Source organism: Nostocoides vanveenii (assembly GCF_039531165.1).
Taxonomy (GTDB): domain Bacteria; phylum Actinomycetota; class Actinomycetes; order Actinomycetales; family Dermatophilaceae; genus Nostocoides_A; species Nostocoides_A vanveenii.
The window spans coordinates 1-22012 of the sequence record NZ_BAAAPN010000045.1 but is presented as its reverse complement, the minus strand read 5'-3'; the positions used below and the strand labels follow the sequence as shown (position 1 = coordinate 22012).

The window sequence follows — 22012 nt, the reverse complement described above, 5'->3', positions numbered from 1 at the left end:
TATTCGTGACGTATGCCGTTCGGCCGCTCGGGCGATGCCCACCCGCTCGGCCGGGAGGCGGCCTACTTGGTGCGCACCTGCAGGTCGAGGACCCAGCCGGAGCTGTTGGACTTGGCAACGGTGATCTTCGTGCCCGTACCCGCAACCTTGACCGAGTTCTGCGGGTTGCCCGCGCTCCAGTACTTGTTGGGGTTGGTGTCGTCGAAGGTCCGGATGCCCATCACGGACGGCCAGGTCCGCGCGATGCCGTTCTTGTGCAGGGTCACCGCGTCGGTCTTCTCCACGCCGAAGGTGGCGTCGTAGGAGCTGCGCCGGTTGGTCAGAGGGCTGCCCGCGATGGCCATCAGGGCCGGACGGGCGTCGACCGGAAGGGCGAAGCCCGAGCCCGGGTGGGCGAAGGTGTTGTTGTCGGCGTAGTAGTTGTCGACGTACCAGACGAGCAGACCGTTCTGGAAGGGGAACCGCTCCACCCAGTCGGGCTTGGTGTTCGACCAGCCGAAGTTGTACGGGCCGGTCCGCAAGGTGGCGTCGTAGCCGTTGTAGACGCGGTTCTCGGCGAGGTAGTAGTTCGTCGAGAGCACGGTCTCGGTGCCCGTGGTCCGCTTGAAGCCGTTCAGCGTCCAGCCGTTGTCGCCGTTCTCGGCGCCATCGGTCAAGATCGTGGTGGAGCCCTTCTTGACGACGATATTGTCAAGGAAGGCGCCGGCTTCGGCGAGACCGCCGTCGGTGCCGTAGCGGAAGCGGAAGTCGATCTTCTTGCCCGCGTAGGCGTTGAGGCTGATGGTGACCGGGGCCCACTTCGGGTTGACGCCCGTGTAGCTCCAGACCGTATTCCAGTTCTTCCCACCGTCGGTGGAGGCCTCGGCGTAGAGGTAGTCGTAGCCCTCCTCGATCTCGGCCCACATCATCGCCGAGACCGACGCGGTGCTGGCGCCAGTCAGATCGAGCGAACGCGACATGGTGTTCTGCAGGTTGTCACCAGACCCGCTCCACCACTCGCTGGCACCGGCATACGGGGTGTTGTAGACCTCGACGTGCTGCCTCTTCGGCAGGAGCACAGCAACGGCCTGCGGCAACTGCTCGCCGTCCTTGTTGGCGATGCCGACGCGGACGTCGCGGTTCTGGCCGTAGGTCACCAGGTCGTAGTCGAGCCAGCCGAGCAGCAGCTTCTCGTGGGGGCCCATGTAGCCGGGCGTGGTGCCAATCGAGTCGCCGCCCTTGTTTAGCCACGAACCCGAGGACATCAGCGTCCAGAAGGCGGTGCTGTTGCCCATGCCGGTGCCGTCGGCCGTGTCGTAGTAATCGCGCAGGCCGAGGTCATGACCGAACTCGTGCGTGAAGACCCCGAGGCCGCCGTTCTCCGGCTCGGTGGTGTAGTCACCGATCCAAATGCCCGTGTTGCCGATCTGCGTGCCGCCGGCCTTGTTGAAGGCCGGGCCGGTCTTGCCGTAGTCGGTGGAGAAGGCATACCAGCGGTGGCTCCAGATGGCGTCCTCGCCCTGAGCGCCGCCACCGGCCTCCTCGCCCTCACCGGCGTGGATGGCCTGGAAGTGGTCGATATAGCCGTCCGGCTCGTTATAGACGCCGTCACCGTCGTAGTCGTAACGGTCGACCTTGTCGAACTGCTTGATATAGGTCTTGATCTGGGCGTCAGTCTTGCCGGCCTGCTTCTGCGCGTCGTACCAGGAGTTGCCCGTGTCCTTGACGTAGTTCCAGTAACCGTCAGCCTCGGACGTGCCGTCGCCGGCCACCGGGTTATGGCCGTAGCGGGCCTCGTTGTAGGGGACGGTGACCCAGTCGGAGACGTCGCCCTTGGCCAGGAAGCGGCCCTGGCTCTGCTTGAGGTAGAAGTCCTTGAACGACTCGCCCTTGCCGAACATCATGTTCAGGTAGTGCGCGCGGTTGAAGTCGTCGACCCAGTAGGTGCTGTTGTCGTCGGTCGCGCTGCCGTCCCAGTTGCGGTCCGGCTTCGGGATCTGGTTCTTCATCGGGCCGGCCGAGCCACCGGTGGCCGCCATCGTCTTGGACCCGAAATTGGTGAGGATGGAGAAGATCGTCTCCTCCCGGTTGGTCGGGTACCAGACCCAGCGGCCCTTCGCGGCGGCAGTGCCGCGCGCCTCCGGGGCGGTGCTGCCGGGGATCTTGATGGTGCGGTTCGCGCCGCTGCCCTCGAGGGTGGCCTGGCCGCTGAGCAGCTTGGCGACCGCGTCCTGGCGCAACTTGGCCTGCGCGTCGGCGAGCGGGTTGGGGAGCGAGTCCCCACCCGGGCGGAACTTGATGCTGCTGTCCTTCGGCGACGCGGCCGGCGATGACCCGGCCTGTGCGCTCGACGGGGCAAGGGCCAGGGCAACCGCGGCGACCGCGACCCCTGACACTGCTCCCACGTGCCGTCTCTTCACGTGCTTCCTCCCATGGAATTTTGGTCGTCGGTAGGCGACCGGTCTTAGGCAAGCACGAAGAGCCGCGGATATCTACCCTGGGGTAACGACAATTTTGCTCGCCAGGGTGTTCTATCGCAATGACGAGCGGTCCAGGGCCGCTAGCACGCGACTGATTTCCTGCCGACCCTAGGATCGGGCGTATGACGACGCCAGCCCCCGAGACCACCGCCCCCTATGGCACCGGCGCCCAGGCGGCACCGCAGCGCCGGGTGCGCATCCCCCATCTGCTGTCGATGAAGGAGAAGGGGCAGAAGTGGGCGATGCTCACGGCATACGACATGTATGCCGCCGAGATCTTCGACGAGGCCGGCATTCCTGTGCTCCTGGTCGGCGACAGCGCCGGCAACAATGTCTACGGCTTCGAGACCACTGTCCCGGTGACTGTCGACCACCTGGTGCCGCTGTGTCGCGCGGTTACCAGCGCCGCCAAACACGCGATGGTTGTCGCCGATCTGCCGTTCGGCTCCTATCAGGCCAGCCCGCAACAGGCCCTCGCCACCGCGACCCGCTTCATGAAGGAGGGCCTAGCCCACGCCGTCAAGCTCGAGGGCGGCGCCGCCATGGTTCCCGAGGTCGAGTTGCTGGTGCGGGCCGGCATACCGGTCATGGGGCACATCGGCTTCACCCCGCAGAGCGAGCACGTGCTCGGCGGCTACCGGGTTCAGGGGCGCGGTGCGGGCGCCGAGAAGCTGATGGATGACGCCTTGGCACTGGAGGCGGCCGGGTGCTTCGCGGTCGTCATGGAGATGGTCCCCGCGCCTGGGGCGAGGGCGGTGACCGAGGCGCTACACATCCCGACGATCGGGATCGGCGCCGGGCCCGACTGCGACGCCCAGGTACTCGTCTGGCAGGACATGGCCGGCCTGCGCGGTGGCCGCGCGCCCCGCTTCGTCAAGAAGTATGCCGACCTGCGCGGCACCCTGACCGACGCGGCCCGCGCGTATGCCGCCGACGTGGCCGCCGGCACTTTCCCGGCCGAGGAGCACTCCTTCTGGGAGTGACTCCATCGCCTAAGACCCCTTGCGCGGCGTGCACGCGGCGGTCCCGCTCAGGGCAGGGTGAGGATCTCGTTGCCGCGCTCGGTGATGAGAATCGTGTGCTCGAACTGAGCGGAGCGGCGGCGGTCCCCCGTGACGACGGTCCACTTGTCGTCCCACATCTCCCACTCGTGCGTGCCGAGGTTGAGCATCGGCTCGATGGTGAACGTCATACCGGGCTCGATCAGCGTCGCATAGTGCGGCGCGGCGTCGTAGTGCGGCACGATCAGGCCGCTGTGGAAGGCCGTGCCGATGCCGTGGCCGGTGAAGTCGCGCACGACGCCGTAACCGAAGCGGCGGGCATACGACTCGATCACCCGGCCGATGACATTGATCGCGCGGCCCGGGGTGGCGGCTTTGATGCCGCGCATCATCGCCTCATGGGTGCGCTCGATGAGCAGCCGGGATTCCTCGTCGATCTCGCCGACGGCATAGGTGGCATCGGTGTCGCCGTGCACGCCGTGGATAAAGGCGGTGATGTCGATATTGACGATGTCGCCCTGCTCGAGCCGGCGCGAGTCCGGGATGCCGTGACAGATCACCTCGTTGACCGAGGTGCACAGCGATTTGGGGAAGCTGCGGTAGCCGAGGGTCGAGGGGTAGGCGCCATGGTCAAGGAGGAACTCGTGCCCGACCCGGTCGATCTCGTCGGTCGTCACGCCCGGGGCGATGGCCGCTGCCGCCGCCGCCATCGCCTGGGCGGCGATCCGGCCGGCGATCCGCATCTTCTCGATCGTCTCGGCGTCCTTGACCTCGGGCCCGGTGTAGCGCGCGGGTGCCGGCCGGTCGACATACTCGGGGCGAGCGATGGCCCCCGGGACGGGCCGGCGCGCAGAGATCACGCCCGGAGTCACACTTGCGTAGGTCAGCGGCATACGGTGGAGTCTAAGCACGCGCCGGTGCGCGATCACGCGAAAGGAGCCCCCCGTGGCCTTCTGGTACAACGTCGTCAGCGGTCAGGTTGAGTCCGACGAGAACAAGAGTCAGGGCGATGACCTGATGGGTCCCTATGCGACGCAGGACGAGGCCGCAAAGGCACTGGAGAGCGCCGCTGCCCGCACCAAGGCCTGGGACGACGAGGACCGGGCGTGGGACGAGCAGGGGCTCGAGGACTGACGCTTCAGCGCTGGCGGGCGATCTTGAGCGCCTTGGCCGGCACCGTCGTCAGCACGCTGTAGGTGCGCTTGTCCTCCCGCTCGGCATACCCGAGTTCGGTCAGGCGCTTGAGCGTGACGGGGCACTTCTTGCAGCGCGGCTTGTCCTTGCAGCACTTCTTCTTGGCGGCGACCGACCGCGTCTTCGGCACGACACCAGCTTAGGTGACCCTAAGTCGTGCCGCGTGCCATGTTCCGCGGTGCGGGACGTGGAATGCGCCACGTCCCCGCTTCTTCCACGGCGGTCAGCGCTTGCGGTGCACACTGACGGCGAACGGGGCCCCGTCGTGGAAGGGCCCGCCATCCAGGTCGGAGTAGCGCGCGAGATAGGCAAGATCCGCCGCTTCGCACAGCCGGTCGTATGCCGCTTCGCCGAGCCGGTCGGCCGGCACTGATGCCGTCGTGGGTGCGCGGACGATCGCGCTGACCAGGTGACCGCCCGGATGCAGGTGTCCGGACCACCCGGCGATCGCGCCCGCGAGCGTGGCCCGAGGTAGGCGCCTGGCCTGGTCGCCGGCGACGATGAGATCGACGGTTCGGCCGCCGATAGCCAGCCGCCCCGGGTCGCCGACGACCGGTTGCGTGTGTGCGTTCAGGTGCAGGCCACGCAGCGCGTCGGCATCGATGTCGAGAAGCAGGCAATGGGCGCTACTTGTCGTCAGCCGGCCTGCCAACGGGGCCAGATCGACACCGAGGAGCAACACCCGGGCCTGGCGTGGCAGCAGGGGCGCAAGGACCGGGGGCGGAGCGGCCGGCTCAGAGGTCCTGTCGAACGACGTACTCACCTTCGCCGGCGAGGTCGAGGATCTCGGTGGAGCGGTTGCCGAAACTGCGAGCGTGGTCGAGGTAGATGTCGCGCCCGTTCTTGCGCAGGAGACCGTCGTGGATGGGCACCGCGGTCGGGGCGTTGATCCGCTTGAGGAAAGCCGCCATATCGCGCGCCAGCTGCCAGGGGGCGTTGAGCGGGAACAGGACGATGTCGACCCGGCCGGGATCCTCATCGAGGGTGTCGCCGGGGTGATAGATCGTCGGCTCGTTCTCGGCCTCCAGCCGGACACCGACATTCGCGACCCGGGGCACTGCGTCGTTGATCAGGGCATGTTGCTTGCCGATCGGGGTCACGTGGACCTCGCCGATCTTGGCGGTGCTCGCGTCGTGGCCGGTGGCATCTAGGCCGAGCCCACCGAGGACCATCAGGCTCTCGGAGTCGGAGATCAGGCGGGCGTGCGGGTTGGCCTTCATCAAGGCGGGCAGCCGGGCCTGGTCGAAGTGGTCGGGGTGTTGGTGGGTGATGATCACGGCGTCGAGCCCGGTGATCCCCGTCAGGTCCGGGGTGAAGGCACCCGGGTCGGTGAGGATGCGGGCGTCGGAAATCTCGATCAGGACACACGAATGGCCCAGGTGGGTCAGCCTCATACCCGCCAACCCTAATGTGGGCTCGGCGCGATCTCGGCCGCCCATGGCGGGCACCTATCATTACGGGCGGAAGAGTCGGCCAGGCGGTCGCGTCCGCGGCCCCTGGGCCGCGGCCGAGGAACGTCCGGACTCCGTCGGGCGCGGTGGTGGCTAACGGCCACCCGGGGTGACCCGCGGGACAGTGCCACAGAGAGCAGACCGCCGCACACGGCATACGTGCTGGGTGCGGTAAGGGTGAAAGGGTGGTGTAAGAGACCACCAGCGGCCTGGGTGACCAGGCCGGCTCGGTAAACCCCACCGGGAGCAAGTCCGAACAGTGTGCGTTCGAGGGCGGCCCGCCCGAGCACACGGGTAGGACGCAAGAGGTCGTCGGCAACGGCGACCCGAGATGGATGACCGTCGCCCGTGTCGCGGATTCCGCGGCGCGGGAACAGAATCCGGCGTATCGGCCGACTCTTCCACCACCTGCCGTATGCCGCTCAGAACCCAGGGCGTGAATCCTCCGGCCCGTTGTTCGCGGCACGTGACGCGGGGACGAGCTCGAAGCCCACGGCGCCGGTCTCGACCTCGGCGCGCACCAGCTGGGCCGTGACGACGGCACCCATCTCGGCCTGCCCCTTGGCCGAGGCGACGACCGCGGGATCGGTCAACTGCAGCAGGAGGCGGCCCTTGGCGAGGCTGTCGACGACCACGGCCTCGAACTTCTCACCCACCCGGGGCTCGAGAACGGCGGCCTCGACCGCATCCGTGCAGGCCCGCTCGACGCCGCTGGCTCGGGTGCCCGACTCGGCCATGACGGCCGGCAGGCCGGGCAGGGCCTCGCGCGCCCAGGCCGGCACCTCGCCACCCTGCGAGAGCGCCTCCGCGACGGCCAGCCCGAAGCGGTCGACCAACCGGCGCAACGGAGCGGTGACGTGGGCGTAGATCGCGTTGAGCGCGCCGTGCTCGGGGTGGTCGGGCAACTGACCGTCGAAGGCCTGATAGGCGGACCCGCGAAAGAGCGAGGTCGCGTCGTAGATCAGCGCCAGATGCTTGGGATCGGTCCGGTCGAGACGGCGAAGGAAGGCGCCATAGGGCTCGTCCTTGGGCCACACGATACCGAGCGCGTGCGCCTGCCGCCGGAAGCGGGACACCGCGCCCGGGTCGGGGTCGGGCAGCGTGCGGAGGATCCCGATGCCCCCCGTGGCCATCAACTCGGCCGCCGCCATGCCCGTCATCAAGGAGATCTGGGCGTTCCATTCCTCCACGAGCAGCGGGGGCCGAAAGCCCAGGACGAAATGACCCTCGGCATCCTGGGTGACCTCCTGCTCCGGCATCGGCAGGCTGGCCCCCCCGCGACGCTGCTCGAAGGCAATCCGCCGCTCCCCGACCTCCTTCAGCAGCAGAAGACGCTCGTCCTCGGTGCCGCCGTCGATCAGGTCCTGCACCTGGGCGTAATCGAAGCGATCGACGCTGCGGACCAGGGCCCGGTAGACCTCGACGGCGTCGCCCTCGCCGTCGTCACGCACGTGCATGTCCCAGACGTATGCCGCCCGGACCTGCCCCGGGAGCAGGCTGGCCGCGCCCTCGCTGAGCTGGGTCGGATGCAGGGGCGTCCGCTCATCGGGGCAGTAGATCGTCTGCCCGCGCTCGCGCGTCTCGGCGTCGATGGCCCCGCCTGGCGCGACATACGCCGGCAGATAGGCGATGGCGTAGCGCACCCGGAAGCCGCCCTCGGCGCGCTCGATGTGCAGGGCCTGGTCGAGATCCATCGAGCCGGGTGGGTCGATGGTCAGGAACGGGATGGCGCTCTCGTCGCGCTCGGGCCGATCAAGGGGGGCCGTGACCACCGCGTCGGCCTCCGCGAGGACCGCCTCGGGAAAATCCTCGGGCACCTCGAAGCTTGCGCGGATCGCCGCGAAGCGTGCCCGGAGCCGATCGTCCCCGAGCACCTGGGTGATGCCCTCGTCGCTGAATCGCGTCCGCATCGGCTGCTCGGTCATGACGGCCAACCTATCGGTGCAGGTTTCCCGCCCGATGCCACAAACCCCTCGTTCGCACGGGAAAATATCCGTTGCGAACGCGGGGTAAGCCGTGCGCACCGCGCCCCTGGGCATACTCGGGCACGTGCTGATCCTGTTGCCCCCCTCGGAGACCAAGGCCCGCTCGCGACGGGGAACGCCGATGCGGCTCGAATCGCTCTCCTTCCCCGCGCTGACGGGTGTGCGCGAGGAGATCATCGACGGGCTGATCGACGCATCCCGTCTGCCGGACGCGATGGAGGTGCTCGGCGTGCCGGCGACGCTCGGCGCGGAAGTCGATGCCAACCTGCGCCTCCGGGTCGCACCCGCCAAGCCCGCGATCGAGATCTACACGGGCGTTTTGTATGACGCGCTGTCCTGGGCCACCCTCTCCCCCGCGGGCCGCCGGCGAGCCGCACGCCGCCTGCTCATCTCCTCGGCGGTCTACGGCGTGACCCGCCCGGGCGACCGAATCGCGCCCTACCGGACCGCGATCGACGCTGACCTGCCGGGGGCCGGACGCCCCACAAACCGGTGGAAGGCGGCTTTGGACGCCGTGCTCGCACCCGCCGCCGGTCCTGGCCTGATCGTCGACTGCCGGTCGGGCCCGTATGCCGCGACCTGGGCCCCCAGCGGGCCGCTCGCCGGCCGCTGGGTCGCGGTGCGCGTGCCCGGGGCCAGTCACTGGGCCAAGCACACCCGCGGGCTGGTGGCTCGAGCACTGTGCGAGAGTCCCGCCGACCCCCGGCGGCCGGCGGCGCTGGTGGACCTGCTGGCGGCGGAATTCGACGTTTCGTTGACCGGCCCCGAGCGCGCGGGCCGGCCGTGGGTGCTGGACGCCCTGCCGCGGTGAGGCGTGGCGGGGCGGGCTGGCACCCCACCGTCGTGGGGCGCGCGCCGCAGGTGCGGCGGACATTTGCGCCCTGCGCGTGCAACAGGAACCGGTGCTCGGGCGTGCATACGGCATGGGGACCGGCGTGGAGGGGCTGACGTTCGAAACGTGGGTGCGTCCCGTCTGCCCGCGTTCCTGCGTTTCGGGCATCTCGTCACGGGGTCGGCGACGGCCGCGCAGGATGCGGTGCAGAGCGCGCTGGCCGGCGCATTCGAGCGCTGGGAGCGACTGGAGTCACCGGGCGACGCCGATGCGTATGTGCGGCGGGCCATCGCCAATGCCCGCATCTCGGCGTGGCGCCGCTTCGGCAAGCGTCAGGTCGTCGTCGCTGAGCCGGCAGTGCTGGACCACCCGGACCATGGCACGCGCCTGATCGAGCAGGACGCGGTCTGGCGGGTCTGTGCCCAGTTGCCACCGCAGCAGCGCGCTACCGTGGTGCTGCGCTTCTCCGAGGACCTGGACTACGACGAGATCGCCCGGATGCTCGGCTGCCGGCCGGCGACCGCCCGATCGCCCATCCATCGCGCGCTGATCGCGCTGCGCACCTTGTTGGCCGAGGAGGACCGATGACCACCTATGACGATGACGACCTGAAGCGAATCTTCCGCGCCGGCCTGACCCACCACGCCGCCGATGCCCCCGTGCAGCTGACCCAGCGGTTGCCGCGGACCGCGACGAAAGCGGGGCGCAGCGCGGCCGACCTGGCTAACGACGCTGCCGAGGCCGCCGCGGGTGGCTGGGGTGGCCCGGGCGGCACAGGGGTGGAGTTGCCGACCCGCCGCACCCGCTCGACCCGCTCGCCATGGCGCTGGGCCGTGCCCGCCGCCGTCGCCGCCGCCGTCATCGCCATCCCGGTCGCTGCGCAATGGCGCGGTCCGGCCGCACCGGCCGACCCGACGGCGGCACTGGGCGGGTCGGCGTCAGCGACAGGAGCGGCGAGCGCGACCGGAGCCGATGGCGCAACGCGACCGAACGGCATACCGGCGGATTGGCGGCCCGAGTCCTATGGCGGGGTGCAAATCTGGGTGCCTGCCGAGTGGGGCTGGGGAGGCACGCCGACCACGCCGGAATGGAATGGTGGCGGCCGGATGGACTGCAGCGGCCTGCGGGCTTTCACTGTGCCGGGCAGTTCCACCGACGAGTTCGTGCCGGACAACACGCCATACGTCGGTCGGCCGGTGATGATGACCGACGCCTGCGGCGACGGCGGGCCCGACTCCCACCCAGTCGTCGACGCCGCCTGGCTCGGCGCGCCCGTTGACGTGGGCACGCAGACGTATGGCGATGGCGTGGTGCGCGAGACCCGCGCGGTCGGTGAGGTGACCGTGACCGTTTTCGGCAAGGACACCGATCTGCGGCACCGCATCCTTGAGTCGGCTCGGGAGGTGGCGATCGACGCCAACGGTTGTGCCGCCGATCCGCCATCCGGTCAGAGCCCATCGGCCACGACCATCACGTCCGCCGAGAGTCTGTCGGTGTGCGTCTACGACCTCGCAAACACGGCCCGGAACTCGCCGAGCCTGCTGTTCTCGACGACGCCGTCCGCCCAGGAGGCCACGGACTACCGCAAGGCCACCGCGGCCGCTGCGTCGGGGAAGACGGCGAGAACCGTGATAAGCGCATACGGGCATACGGCGAGCGTGCGCATCGGCCTGCACGGGCAGGATGCCGCAGGGACGCAGACCACCCGGTGGGATCTGATGCAGGGTGCCCAGCTGATCGTCCCCGTCGCGGGCACCGAGCCCGGCGGCTTCGTGCCGCTGTCCGTCACCAAGGCTTTGATGGCGCCCTGGGCGAAGGACCAGGGCGGGATCAGGGCCTATGTCATCGGGCCAGGGCCGGACGTCGCCGAGGTCGCGCCCTATTTCCGGGGCATCCTCGGCTGAGGCTCGTTCCAGGCCGCTCCTTAGGCCAGCTGGGCGAAGGCCCTGTCCAGATCGGCGATGAGATCGCGCGGGTCCTCCAGCCCGATCGACAGGCGCATCGTCCCCTCGGTGATGCCCAGGCTCAGGCGCTCCTCCTCGGGGATCCGGAAATGCGTCGTCGTCGCGGGATGGGTGATCAACGACTTCGAATCGCCGAGATTGTTGGAGATGTCGACGATCTGCAGGGCATTCATCGCGCGGAAAGTTGCGGCCTTGTCGGCGTTCAGCGTGAAGGTCACGACGGACCCGCCGCCGGTCATCTGGCGGCGCGCGAGGTCAGCCTGGGGATGCGAGGCGAGCCACGGGTAGCACACCTGAGCCACCCGCTCATCGGCCTCCAGCCACTGCGCGACCTGCAGGCTGTTGTCGGCCTGCTTGGCCATTCGCAGGTCCAGGGTCTCCAACGACTTCACGAGCACCCACGCCGTGAACGGCGACATCGCCAGCCCGAGATTGCGGATCATCGGCTGGGCGATCTCTGTGACGAACTGCGCCGAACCGAGCACCGCGCCACCCATGGTGCGCCCTTGGCCGTCGATGTGCTTGGTCGCCGAATAGACGAGGGCATCCGCGCCGTGGGCCAGCGGCGCGGAGAAGACCGGCGTGCCGAAGACATTGTCGACAACGACCTGAGCACCGGCCGCGTGGGCGATCTCGGACACGGCGGCGATGTCGACCAACTGCATCGTCGGATTGCTGGGGGTCTCGAAGAAGACCGCCGTGGTCGGCACCGAGAGCGCCTCGCGCCACGCGTTCAGATCGCTGCCGTCGACGAAGACCGCCTCGACGCCCCAGCGCGGCAACACCTGCGCACAGATCGTGTAGCACGTGCCGAAGAGTGCCTTGCTGGCGACGATCCGGTCGCCGGCACCGCACAGGCCGCCGAGCGCCGCGAACACCGCGGCCATCCCGGTCCCCGTGGCGTATGCCGCCTCCGCGCCTTCGAGGAGAGCCAGCCTGTCCTCGAACATCGCGACAGTCGGGTTGCCGTACCGCGAATAGGAGAAGCGTTCGATCTCCTCTTTGAAGGTCGCCTCGGCCTCTTCCGCGCTGGCGTAGACGTAGCCGGAGGTCAGGTACATCGCCTCGGCCGTCTCCTCGAACTGGCTGCGACGCATGCCACCACGCACCGCCAGGGTGTCGCGGTGGAGTTGCCGATCGTTCGAGGTCGTGGTCACGATCAGCGACTCTACAAAGTCCCACCGACAACTCGGTGAGGTGTCCGCGAGCGCAGCACACGGCATACGGGCACTAGTGCTGGCGCGGCTGGAAACGACGGGCCGGCCGGGAGGGGCAGGATAGGACGTGTGGACGCTTGGGCAAGGCCTGACCGTGGGTGACTCGCCCGTACCCGGGCAGTTGACAACCCGCCTGCTCACCGCTGAGACGTGGCCCGATTTCGCCGCACTCGTCGAGACCAACCATGGCGTGTGGGGCGGCTGTTGGTGCATGGGATTCCACCCCGAAGGCTTCTCGGCCGGCAGCCCGGAGGGCAACCGGGCCGCCAAGAAGTCTCTCGTCGAGCGCGGGATAGTGCACCAATGTGCTTGTCTATGAGGGCGACGCCTGCATTGGCTGGTGTCAGTTCGGCTCGCCGGCCGAGCTGCCGAATATCAAGAACGTCAAGGCCTACGAGAAGGACGTGACGGAACTGCCGGCCTGGCGGATCGGGTGCATCTTCACCACCGGCAGGCAGCGGGGTCGCGGGGTGGCCCGGGCCGCCGTCGACGCTGCGCTGCACGAGATAGCCGCCGCCGGTGGAGGGATCGTCGAGGCCTATCCCGAGCAGGTCGATGGTCGCGCACCACAGCGTGGCGCCTACTTCCACACCGGTCCCGAGACCTTATTCGCCGACCTTGGGTTCACCCGCGATCGTCGGATTGCGAAGTGGCGCTGGGTAATGCGACGCACGGTCGTGCCCTGACCTGCCGACGGACCGGATAGTGCCCGGTCGCTCGGGGTGCCGTTGTCGGTGATTGCACTAGGGTGACGACGACAGCTTCCCCGATCAAGGAGCGACTATGCAACGTCGCAGGTCAATCGCCGCCGTTCTCGGTTTCGCCCTCGCCGTGTTCGGCCTGGCCGGCCCCCATGTCGCGCAGGCGACGGCCGCCGACCGCACCGCGACGCTCGTCGGCACGTTGCAGGACGAGCTGGGCTGCGGCGCCGACTGGGACCCGGGGTGCACGACGACCGACCTGACCCCGATCGCGGGAACCACGACCTACGAGAAGGTCTTCACGGTCCCGGCCGGCAGCTACCTGTTCAAAGTCGCCATCAACCACGGCTGGGACGAGAGCTACGGCGGGCCCGGTGGCGGCAACCTGCCCCTGGTCATCCAAGGTCCCGCGCAACTGCGCTTCAGCTATGACGACACCACGCACAAGGTGGGCCTCGCCCCGACCGACCTGCCAGGTGCGGTGACCGCGGCCGACAAGGCGCTGGCCGGCAACTCGTTGCGCAATGGGCTGACCAAGGAACGCTTCTACTTCGTCATGGCCGATCGCTTCGCCAATGGCAGCACGGCCAATGACCGCGGCGGGCTGAGCGGCGACCGCCTGGTCACCGGCTTCGACCCCACCGACAAGGGCTTTTATCACGGCGGGGACCTCAAGGGCATCGCCGACAAACTCGACTACATCAAGGGTCTGGGGACGACGGCGATCTGGCTGACGCCGAGCTTCAAGAACCGCCCCGTCCAGGGCAGCGGCACCGACGCCAGCGCAGGCTACCACGGCTACTGGATCACCGATTTCACCCAGATCGACCCCCATCTGGGCACCAACGCCGAGATGAAGTCGCTGATCAGCAAGGCCCACGCCAAGGGCATGAAGGTCTTCTTCGACATCATCACCAACCACACGGCCGACGTCATCGACTACGCCGAACACAGCGACGACTACCGCTCGAAGGACGCCTATCCCTACAAGGACGCCTCCGGCCAGACCTTCGACGACAAGACGTATGCCGGCGCCACCACCTTCCCGACGCTCGACCCCGGCACGTCCTTCCCCTACACCCCCGCCTTCCGCACTCCCGCGGACGCCTCGGTCAAGGTGCCGGCGTGGCTGAACGACCGGACCATGTATCACAACCGCGGCAACTCGACCTTCGCCGGTGAGTCCAGCGAGTACGGCGACTTCGTCGGCCTCGATGACCTGTTCACCGAGCGGCCCGAAGTGGTCGACGGCATGACCGACATCTACAGCGCCTGGGTCGACCTCGGCATCGACGGCTTCCGCATCGACACCGTCAAGCACGTCAACATGCAGTTCTGGCAGCGCTTTGCGCCGGCCGTGCTCGAACACGCGACAGCGATCGGCAACTCCGACTTCTTCATGTTCGGCGAGGTCTACGAGAGCGCCGCGAAGCTGATGAGCCAGTACACGACGACCGGCAGGCTGCCCGCCACCCTGGACTTCGGCTTCCAGGCGAATGCCGTCAACTTCGCAGGGGGTAAGGAGACCACCTCACTGCGCGACTTCTTCGGCACCGATGACTGGTACACCGACACCGATTCGAACGTCTACGAGACCCCGACCTTCCTCGGCAACCACGACATGGGTCGTGTGGGAATGATGCTCGCGGGCAAGGGTTTCAGCGGCGCGGACCTGCTGGCGCGGGTCAAACTGGCCAACTCCCTGATGTACCTCACGCGGGGCCAACCGGTCGTCTACTACGGCGACGAGCAGGGTTTCATCGGCTCCGGCGGCGACAAGGATGCCCGGCAGGACATGTTCGCCACCAAGGTCGCGCAGTATGCCGGCGAGTCCAACCTCACCGGCGCCTCCGGCTCCCGCAACCGATACGCGACGACGGCGCCCCTCTATCAGCAGCTCACGAAGCTCGCAGCCCTCCGGGCCGCGAACCCCGCCCTCGCCGATGGCGCACAGGTCCACCGGTATGCCAGCAACAGCGCCGGCATCTACGCCTTCTCCCGCGTGGACCGGGCCAGCGGCATCGAATATCTCGTCGTGGTCAACAATGCGACCAGCGCCAAGTCCGCCAGCTTCGACACCTTCACCACGGGCGTGCGCTTTGCGCCCCTGCTCGGCGGGACGGCCCTCACCTCTGGGCCGGGCAGCCGCGTGTCGGTGACGGTCCCGGCACTCGCCGTGCGTGTCTACAAGGCCGGCGCGAAGGTGGCCGCTCGGACGTCCGCGCCGCCTGTCTACCTGACCTCGCCGGCGCCCGGTGAGGTCATCAAGGGTCGGGCGCAGATCTCGGCCGCGACCACGCAGAACGCCTTCGCCCAGACGACCTTCGCCTACCGGCCCGTCGGAACGACCACGTGGCAGACGATCGGCACCGATGACGCGGCGCCCTACAGCGTCTACCAGGACGTTTCCGGGCTCACGACGGGGACCTTGCTGGAGTATCGCGTCGTGGTCAAGGATTCCAGCGGCAACTACAGCGCGTCGTCCTCGTATGCCACTGTCGACGGCGTCCCGGCTCCAGGAACGAAGGGCACGAAACGCGCGACCGTCGCCATCACGCAGCCCGCCGACTCCTCGATCGCTGCCCGTTCGGCGGCGGCCATCCCGGTGGCCGGAAGTAACCGGTCCGACAAGCCGGGCAAGGATGCCGGCGTCACTGCCTGGTCGATCGGCCCGGTGACGCAGCCCGACTTCGTGTCAGTGCCCGGCTCCTTCAACTCTGAGTTGGGATGCACCGGCACCGATGCGGGCGACTGGCAGCCTGATTGTGCCTTCGACCAGCTGACGCTGGATGTCAAGGACGGCATCTGGAAGGGCACCTTCGACCTGCCGGCCGGGGACTACGAGTACAAGGCGGCCATCAATAAGAGTTGGACCGAGAACTACGGAGCGGGCGGCGCGCCGAACGGCGGCAACATCGCACTGCACCACCCGGGCGGTCAGATCACCTTCTATTACGACCCCGCCACCCACGGCGTGACGAGCAACGTCCAGGGGCCGATCATCACTGCTCCCGGGTCGATGCAATCCGAACTCGGATGTACGGGTGGATCCTCGGGCGGCGACTGGCAGCCGGACTGCATGAACCCCTGGCTGCAGGACCTCGATGGTGACGGCACCTACACCTGGACCTCCGACCAGATCCCGGCCGGCGACTACGAGTTCAAGATCGCCCACAACCTCACCTGGGACGAGAACTACGGGGCCGGCGGCGCGCTCGGCGGCGCCAATGTCCCGTTCAGCCTGCCTCGTGATGGCGTCGTGGTAACCATCAGTTATGTCCTCGCGACCCACGAGATCACCGTGACCACCTCGGCATCGGGTGCCGCCCCGAATCTGAAGGCGGCCAGGGCCTTCTGGGTGCAGCCCGGCCTGCTGGCGTGGCCGGCAGACGCCGTCCCCGACGGCGCCAACCCGGCGCTGCTGAAGTGGCGACTGCACTGGGCACCGAATGCGGGGATGACGATCGACGCCGAGGACTTGCCGGGCAGCACGTCCGCGGGCCTAGCCTACGACCCGGCCGGGCTGCCCTCCTCGGTCACCGCCTCACGCCCGGAGCTCAAGGGCTATCTCGCCCTGCGCCTGGGGTCGACCACGGCGGCCAAGGCGCCGACCATCTTGCGCGGTCAAGTCGCTGTCGCCCTCTACTCCAATGCGGGCGGGCTACTCGACGCGACGGGGGTGCAAACGGCATACGTCCTGGATGCGTTGTACGCCGCCTCCGCCAAGACGCGCACGTATGGCGCGTCCTTCGCCGGCACCAGCCCCACCTATCGGGTGTGGGCGCCGACGGCAAAGACGGTCACGCTGCTGACGTGGGCAGCGACGGCGCCCGGGGACGCGCCGCTGAGCACGGCCAAGCGCACGGCGATGACGCGCGCCGCAGACGGGTCCTGGTCGGTGACGACCGGTGTGAAGAACGCCCGCTACCTCTACGAGATCGTGGTCTACGTTCGCTCCACCGGGAACATCGAGACCGTCCAGGTCACCGACCCCTACTCGGTCGCACTAAGCCTGAACTCGACCAAGTCGGTCGCGGCCAACCTCAAGGACGTCGCCTTCCGGCCCAGCGTCTGGGCAAGGACACCGCAGCCGCGGATTGCGCAGAATGTCGACTCCTCCATCTACGAGCTCCACGTCCGCGACTTCTCGATCAGCGACACCAGCGTGCCGGCAGAGTTGCGCGGCTCGTATCTCGCGTTCAACACGAATGGCAAGGGCATGCAGCACCTCAAGGCCCTCGCTGCCGCCGGTTTGAACACCATCCACCTGCTGCCGACCTTCGACATCGCCTCGATCCAGGAGGACCCGGCCAAGCAGACCACTCCCGCATGTGACCTGGGCAACTTCCCGCCGGACAGTGAGCAACAGCAGGCCTGCATCGACGCGATCCGCGCCAACGATGCCTTCAACTGGGGCTATGACCCCTTCCACTGGCTGGCACCGGAGGGCAGCTACGCATCGACCGCCGCGGCGGCCGACGGCGGCACGCGCGTTGCCGAGTTCCGCACCATGGTCGGCGCGCTCCACAAGGCCAACCTGCGGGTCGTCCTCGACCAGGTCTTCAACCACACCCCCACGTCGGGGCTGGCCCCGACCAGCGTGCTGGACAAGGTCGTGCCGGACTACTACCAGCGGCTCGACGCGCGCGGAGACATCTACACCTCGACCTGCTGCCAGAACATCGCCACCGAACACCAGCTGGCGCAGCAGATCATGGTCGACGCCGTGGTCATGTGGGCGCGCGACTACAAGATCGACGGCTTTCGCTTCGACCTGATGGGCCACCACAGCAAGGCCAATATGCTCGCGATCCGGGCGGCTCTGAACAAGCTCACCACCGCCAACAGCGGGGTCGACGGGTCCAAGGTCTACCTCTACGGGGAGGGGTGGAACTTCGGTGAAGTCGCGAACAATGCGCTCTTCACCCAGGCCACCCAAGGCCAACTGGGCGGGACCCATATCGGCACCTTCAGCGACCGGTTGCGCGACGCGGTCCGCGGCGGTGGACCCTTCGACGACGACCCGCGCAAACAGGGCTTCGGCAGTGGTGAGTTCACCGACCCCAATGGCGCCGCAATCAATGATGGGGCCCCGTCGAGCCTCCAGCACGACACCGACCTGGTGCAACTCGGGCTGGCCGGCAATCTGAAGGACTTCAGCTTCCGGCTCAACTCCTCGGGCCAGGTCGCCACCGGCAAACAGGTCGACTACAACGGCTCCCCCGCCGGTTATGCCAGCAACCCCGACGAAGTCATCACCTATGTCGACGCCCACGACAACGAGACGCTTTTCGACAGCTTGACCTTCAAGCTGCCCGTCGCGACGTCGATGTCCGACCGTGTGCGGATGAACACCTTGTCGCTGGCGACGACCGCGCTCGCGCAGACGCCGTCCTTCTGGCATGCCGGGGCGGACCTGTTGCGCAGCAAGTCGCTCGATCGCAACTCCTACGACAGCGGGGACTGGTTCAACCGGCTCGACTGGACCGGCAACGACAACGGCTTTGGCCATGGCCTGCCGCTCAAGGGCGACAACGAGGCCAAGTGGTCGTATATGCGGCCGCTCTTGGGCAATGCCGCGCTCAAGCCGTCCGCCCAGGACGTTGCCAGGGCAACCGCCCAGGCCCAGCAGATGCTGGAACTGCGCTACTCCACCCGCCTCTTCCGGCTCGGCAGCACGGGTGCGATCAAGGCGAAGCTCACCTTCCCGGCCAGCGGCACCGCGGACGCCACGCCCGGGGTGATCGTCATGCGCATCGACGACACCGTGGGCGCGGACCTCGACCCAGGGCTCAAAGGCCTGGTCGTGGTGTTCAATGCCACCCCGAACGCCGTCACTCAGGTCGTACCCGGGATGAGCGGCACGACGTTGGCCCTGTCGCCGGTGCAAGCTGGCGGCAGCGACCCGGNCCGGCTCGGCGACTGTTCCGGCCCGGACAGTCGCGGTCTTCGTGCAGAAGTAGCTCCTCGCCATAGTGAAGGGGCCGTGAGCGCGGTGCGCTCACGGCCCCTTCCGGGCTCGACCGTGCGGGATGCCGACGTCAGGAGCTGAAAAGCGCTTGCGCGAAGTCGTCGGGAACCTGGCTCATCTTGGTCACGTGCGTCGCGATGCCCCCGGTCAGTGCGGCCACCTTCTTCAGGGGCCCCAAGTTCACCGGGGTCGATGAGGAAGAAGTTGACGACGACCGGCTTGTCCTTGTGGTAGTTCGCCTTGACATAGGCCGACAGCTTGGCCAGGGTCACGCTCGACCCCGAGTCCTCGTTGTTGCCGTCGGAGATGATCAGCACCTGGTTCAGGTATCCGTCCGCATACTTCTTGTTGGCCTCGCCGAAGGCATCCTGAACGGCCCGGTAGAGCTGAGTGCCGCCGCCGGGTTGAACCGTCGCGATCTGCGCCTTCATGGCGTCGGAGTGGACCTTGCCGCCGCCGACGGGGGTGTCATTGCGCTGCAACGGCAGCGTGTCCTCGGTCACCGGCTTGCCGTCGACGGTGTGGAAGAACCACACGGACGAATTTGCTCGGGGCGAGGCCAGGTCGAAGGCCCGGGCCGCCAACTGTCGGACGAGGTCGATCTTGGAGACCTTGCTGTCACCGAAGGGATAGCGCATCGAACCCGAAAGGTCGATCACGGCGAGCGTGGAGTTGCGAGCGTGCATCAGCGACCACGCGGAGTGAATGCCGTCGACCATCTCCTGGGTGAAAAGGAATGGCCCGGTCGCGGTCGGCGCGATGGCCGCTGCCCCGACAAACGGTTCCTGGCCCATCAGGCTGCGATAGCCCGCGTCCCGCAGGGCCGCAGCGCCCGCCGGCGAGGTGCGGAATGTGGTGAAGGCCTCCCCTTCCGCACCCGCGGACTCGGCCGGGGTCACGACAATCGGGACGCTCGCTGCGCCGTCCAGGAGCGGGACGGCGACGAAGGGATTGCCCGGAATGCCTGGTTGTGCGCAATGACCGCACGCTCGGTCGTCACGACCGCCGATGTCGACTTCACAAACTTCGCGACGGTGTCGACATCCATCGCCGCGTCCGCCGCATCCTGGGTGTCGGTGACGGTCTCGATGCGCTGCTCCCAGTGCACGACGGCGTAGTCGGCCTTCGTGGGATTGGCGTAGTTCGGTGCCTTGGTGAGGAATTTTCCTCCATTGGCCAGCGTCGTCAGTGCCCCGAAGCCCACCGCCCCCACCAGGGACTTGGTGGGGTCGGCGCTCGTGATGCGGAAGGTCCCCCAGTCCGGGTGGCCCAGACTCTTCCAGGTCACATCGCGGTTGAGCAGGTTCTGGGTGGTGGCAGGGGTAAGGGCCTTCGGCCAACCGATGGCCCGGGCCAGCTCACGCGGCATACCGAGCACGACCTGCGAGGTGGCCACCGCTTCGGTGGTGGGTGCCGTTGCCGGTCCGATGACGATCTTGGCCTGCTCCGGCGACGCAGCGGTGAACTCGGCGGTTACGGCATCGGGCACCCGGCACCGGCGCTTCCGGCGAACCCGGTCTCGAGCAGCCCGTCGTCCGCGGCCCCCGCCCATAGCGCGAAGGCACTGGGACATGAGGAGGAGTTCGTGGTCGGTGTGCTGCTCGAGCGGCTCGAGCCCGAGGTCGTCGCTTCCGCCTTGGTCGTGGGATCCCCGGAGGCTGAAGAACTCCAGGGTGACCAGGCGATCAAGCCACCCGTGGCGGCCAAAGCAGCGACCGCCGCAACCCATTTCCCCGAACCACCCATTGCCGATGGGGCGGCATGTGCGCCGCGCTGCCGAGCCATATCGACTCCAACTTCCTTGTTAGCCGTTTGCCCGGAAAAGCACGGCGGGCGGCGTCATGGTAACGAGTGACCGGGAAATCACGGAACATTGTGACGACCCACGTTTCGCGGTCAGGACGATCACCCTCGTGCTACCGCGAGGAACCTCGCCGGTCCGCCATCAGGTCAGGGCCGCAGCCACCGGCCAGGCGATGGTCATGAATCGGCCGACACGTCCGATGGCGCAAGCGAGCAGGAAGATCGGGAAGGGCAACTTGCGCGTGCCTGCCACTACGCTGACCACCGCCAGCGGCGGGATGCCGACACTCGCGGCCAGGAGCACCGCGGCAAAGCCCTGCACAGGCCTGTCCAACAACTCCAGCATCAGCCGGCTCCACAGCGCGATCCGGGTGCGCCAGGGTCCAGGCTCTGCCGGCCCCTCGCGGCGCCGCTCGCGACCCTGAAACCAGGTCGCGCCCCGCCGCGCCCCGAGGAACATCAAACACTTGCCCAGGGTCTGCCCCAGGGCCAGGGCGATGACCGGCCACCACCAGGCGTGCCGCATCGCCGCCACCGCTGCCGCGACGAAGACCTCGGCATTGAGCACCGGGATGAACGCCGAACCGATGCCATAGGCGAATGCCACGGGAACGGCATTCGTTGCGCTGAGGGATATCGCCGCCAGAAGCGTGGTGATCATGGGGCGGACGCACCCGGCGAGGACGGCCGCGCTTCGACTCGGCCGTGACGAATCGCATACAGACGATGCAGCGAGATCACCTTCACGACGGTCATCGCGGCCGCCCACAGGAGGGCGGGCACTATCGCGCCGACCAGACACAGCAGGACAACGACGGACGTATTGGCGGCCTTCGCGAGCGGGGACCAATTCCATTGATAGATCGGGCGATCGACGCGGGCGAAATAGTTGGGACTGATCACACCCGGGTAATAGAGGAAGGCCAGCGTCAACATCGTATCGAGCATGCAGAACTGGATGAGGAAGAGCGCGATCGGCCACGCCGCATGCGGCTCGAGGGCGACAAATGCCGCTGCCGCCACCGTCGTGCAGGCCCGATCGCAAACGACATCGAAAACAGCCCCGAAGATCGTTTCCTGACCACGCCGGCGGGCAGCGATCCCGTCGCAGATATCGCCGATCCAATAGCAGGCATACGCGGCGATGAGCAGGTGCCACGAGCCCGCGGCCAGCGCCGCTATCCCCAGGCCGACACCGGCGAGGGTCCGGGCAACGGTGATGACATTGGCCACCGTGCCCAGTGGCTCAACTTCCCCCGCCCGCATCACGCAGTCACGATAACCGGCTCTTCCGATTTGAGGGTGTAGCCGGTTGTCGGCGTGGGGGCCTGTCGGTGTCGGGTTGATGGGTCGAGGTCTTCCGATGATGGGAGTTACGACTCTGCCCACTCGAAAGACCTCGACATGTCTGACACTACGTTCACGACCCCGGAC

At 67.9% G+C, this 22012-nt stretch carries 18 protein-coding genes and 1 other RNA gene; 9 read left to right on the top strand and 10 right to left on the bottom strand.

The window, feature by feature from the left end:
• Window positions 1–62 precede the first annotated feature (62 nt).
• The gene (locus ABD209_RS08925) at window positions 63–2399 is read right to left on the bottom strand and encodes an immune inhibitor A domain-containing protein (RefSeq protein WP_344064995.1); all 2337 of its coding nucleotides are present in this window, start codon (window positions 2397–2399) and stop codon (window positions 63–65) included.
• A 182-nt stretch (window positions 2400–2581) separates the two neighbouring features.
• Between ABD209_RS08925 and panB the strand changes: the two genes are divergently transcribed.
• Window positions 2582–3442, top strand: a complete 861-nt coding sequence (gene panB, locus ABD209_RS08920) for a 3-methyl-2-oxobutanoate hydroxymethyltransferase (RefSeq protein ID WP_344064992.1) — start codon at window positions 2582–2584, stop codon at window positions 3440–3442.
• A gap of 47 nt (window positions 3443–3489) precedes the next feature.
• Here the strand turns inward: panB and map are convergent, their stop codons facing one another.
• Window positions 3490–4353 carry a type I methionyl aminopeptidase gene (gene map, locus ABD209_RS08915; protein ID WP_324386285.1) on the bottom strand — a complete coding sequence of 288 codons (864 nt, stop codon included), beginning with the start codon at window positions 4351–4353 and terminating at the stop codon, window positions 3490–3492.
• Window positions 4354–4405: 52 nt separating this feature from the next.
• On the opposite strand from map, the gene ABD209_RS08910 reads away from it, so the two are divergent.
• The gene (locus tag ABD209_RS08910) at window positions 4406–4594 is read left to right on the top strand and encodes a methionine aminopeptidase (RefSeq protein WP_324386284.1); all 189 of its coding nucleotides are present in this window, start codon (window positions 4406–4408) and stop codon (window positions 4592–4594) included.
• Between the two features lie 4 nt (window positions 4595–4598).
• Here ABD209_RS08910 and ABD209_RS08905 read toward each other — a convergent pair whose 3' ends face one another.
• The 3 genes from ABD209_RS08905 to ABD209_RS08895 form a co-directional block, all read right to left on the bottom strand.
• Window positions 4599–4784 (bottom strand): hypothetical protein, encoded by a 186-nt coding sequence (locus tag ABD209_RS08905; RefSeq protein WP_324386283.1) that lies wholly within the window; start codon window positions 4782–4784, stop codon window positions 4599–4601.
• A gap of 93 nt (window positions 4785–4877) precedes the next feature.
• Complete coding sequence (locus ABD209_RS08900) at window positions 4878–5417, bottom strand: hypothetical protein (protein WP_344064987.1); 540 nt, start codon at window positions 5415–5417, stop codon at window positions 4878–4880.
• Entirely contained in the window at window positions 5389–6048 is a 660-nt protein-coding gene (locus ABD209_RS08895) for an MBL fold metallo-hydrolase (protein ID WP_344064984.1), read from the bottom strand. The genes ABD209_RS08900 and ABD209_RS08895 overlap by 29 nt, the downstream gene beginning before the upstream one ends.
• 71 nt (window positions 6049–6119) lie before the next feature.
• Between ABD209_RS08895 and rnpB the strand changes: the two genes are divergently transcribed.
• Window positions 6120–6509, top strand: an RNA gene (gene rnpB / locus ABD209_RS08890) — RNase P RNA component class A.
• A gap of 18 nt (window positions 6510–6527) precedes the next feature.
• On the opposite strand, the gene ABD209_RS08885 is transcribed toward rnpB, so the two are convergent.
• Entirely contained in the window at window positions 6528–8030 is a 1503-nt protein-coding gene (locus ABD209_RS08885) for an RNB domain-containing ribonuclease (RefSeq protein ID WP_344064981.1), read from the bottom strand.
• Between the two features lie 91 nt (window positions 8031–8121).
• Between ABD209_RS08885 and ABD209_RS08880 the strand changes: the two genes are divergently transcribed.
• From ABD209_RS08880 to ABD209_RS08870, 3 genes are all read left to right on the top strand, one after another.
• Complete coding sequence (locus ABD209_RS08880; RefSeq protein ID WP_344064978.1) at window positions 8122–8901, top strand: YaaA family protein; 780 nt, start codon at window positions 8122–8124, stop codon at window positions 8899–8901.
• 147 nt (window positions 8902–9048) lie between these two features.
• The gene (locus ABD209_RS08875; RefSeq protein WP_344064975.1) at window positions 9049–9510 is read left to right on the top strand and encodes a SigE family RNA polymerase sigma factor; all 462 of its coding nucleotides are present in this window, start codon (window positions 9049–9051) and stop codon (window positions 9508–9510) included.
• Complete coding sequence (locus tag ABD209_RS08870) at window positions 9507–10826, top strand: hypothetical protein (RefSeq protein WP_344064972.1); 1320 nt, start codon at window positions 9507–9509, stop codon at window positions 10824–10826. Before ABD209_RS08875 ends, ABD209_RS08870 begins: the two co-directional genes overlap by 4 nt.
• A 20-nt stretch (window positions 10827–10846) precedes the next feature.
• Here ABD209_RS08870 and metZ read toward each other — a convergent pair whose 3' ends face one another.
• Entirely contained in the window at window positions 10847–11983 is a 1137-nt protein-coding gene (metZ, locus tag ABD209_RS08865) for an O-succinylhomoserine sulfhydrylase (protein WP_425564637.1), read from the bottom strand.
• Between the two features lie 187 nt (window positions 11984–12170).
• Here metZ and ABD209_RS08860 point away from each other — a divergent pair, with 187 nt between their 5' ends.
• From ABD209_RS08860 to pulA, 3 genes are all read left to right on the top strand, one after another.
• Window positions 12171–12422, top strand: a complete 252-nt coding sequence (locus tag ABD209_RS08860; protein ID WP_344064966.1) for a hypothetical protein — start codon at window positions 12171–12173, stop codon at window positions 12420–12422.
• Window positions 12409–12789 carry a hypothetical protein gene (locus ABD209_RS08855; RefSeq protein WP_344064963.1) on the top strand — a complete coding sequence of 127 codons (381 nt, stop codon included), beginning with the start codon at window positions 12409–12411 and terminating at the stop codon, window positions 12787–12789. Before ABD209_RS08860 ends, ABD209_RS08855 begins: the two co-directional genes overlap by 14 nt.
• A 97-nt stretch (window positions 12790–12886) precedes the next feature.
• Window positions 12887–18856: a pullulanase-type alpha-1,6-glucosidase gene (gene pulA / locus ABD209_RS08850; protein ID WP_344064960.1), complete on the top strand. Its 5970-nt coding sequence runs from the start codon at window positions 12887–12889 to the stop codon at window positions 18854–18856.
• An 814-nt stretch (window positions 18857–19670) separates the two neighbouring features.
• Here pulA and ABD209_RS08845 read toward each other — a convergent pair.
• From ABD209_RS08845 to ABD209_RS08835, 3 genes are all read right to left on the bottom strand, one after another.
• Window positions 19671–20264 carry a hypothetical protein gene (locus ABD209_RS08845; protein ID WP_344064957.1) on the bottom strand — a complete coding sequence of 198 codons (594 nt, stop codon included), beginning with the start codon at window positions 20262–20264 and terminating at the stop codon, window positions 19671–19673.
• Between the two features lie 456 nt (window positions 20265–20720).
• Entirely contained in the window at window positions 20721–21239 is a 519-nt protein-coding gene (locus ABD209_RS08840; protein ID WP_344064955.1) for a hypothetical protein, read from the bottom strand.
• Window positions 21236–21844, bottom strand: a complete 609-nt coding sequence (locus ABD209_RS08835; protein ID WP_344065415.1) for a CDP-alcohol phosphatidyltransferase family protein — start codon at window positions 21842–21844, stop codon at window positions 21236–21238. The genes ABD209_RS08840 and ABD209_RS08835 overlap by 4 nt, the downstream gene beginning before the upstream one ends.
• Window positions 21845–22012: the final 168 nt, after the last annotated feature.

Bases quoted from the DNA above. Each gene is read 5' to 3' on its own strand.
- metZ (WP_425564637.1), bottom strand. From the start codon at position 11,983: ATGCGTCGCAGCCAGTTCGAGGAGACGGCCGAGGCGATGTACCTGACC.
- panB (WP_344064992.1), top strand. From the start codon at position 2,582: ATGACGACGCCAGCCCCCGAGACCACCGCCCCCTATGGCACCGGCGCC.
- ABD209_RS08895 (WP_344064984.1), bottom strand. From the start codon at position 6,048: ATGAGGCTGACCCACCTGGGCCATTCGTGTGTCCTGATCGAGATTTCC.
- ABD209_RS08835 (WP_344065415.1), bottom strand. From the start codon at position 21,844: ATGCGGGCGGGGGAAGTTGAGCCACTGGGCACGGTGGCCAATGTCATC.
- ABD209_RS08840 (WP_344064955.1), bottom strand. From the start codon at position 21,239: ATGATCACCACGCTTCTGGCGGCGATATCCCTCAGCGCAACGAATGCC.
- ABD209_RS08870 (WP_344064972.1), top strand. From the start codon at position 9,507: ATGACCACCTATGACGATGACGACCTGAAGCGAATCTTCCGCGCCGGC.
- map (WP_324386285.1), bottom strand. From the start codon at position 4,353: ATGCCGCTGACCTACGCAAGTGTGACTCCGGGCGTGATCTCTGCGCGC.
- ABD209_RS08885 (WP_344064981.1), bottom strand. From the start codon at position 8,030: ATGACCGAGCAGCCGATGCGGACGCGATTCAGCGACGAGGGCATCACC.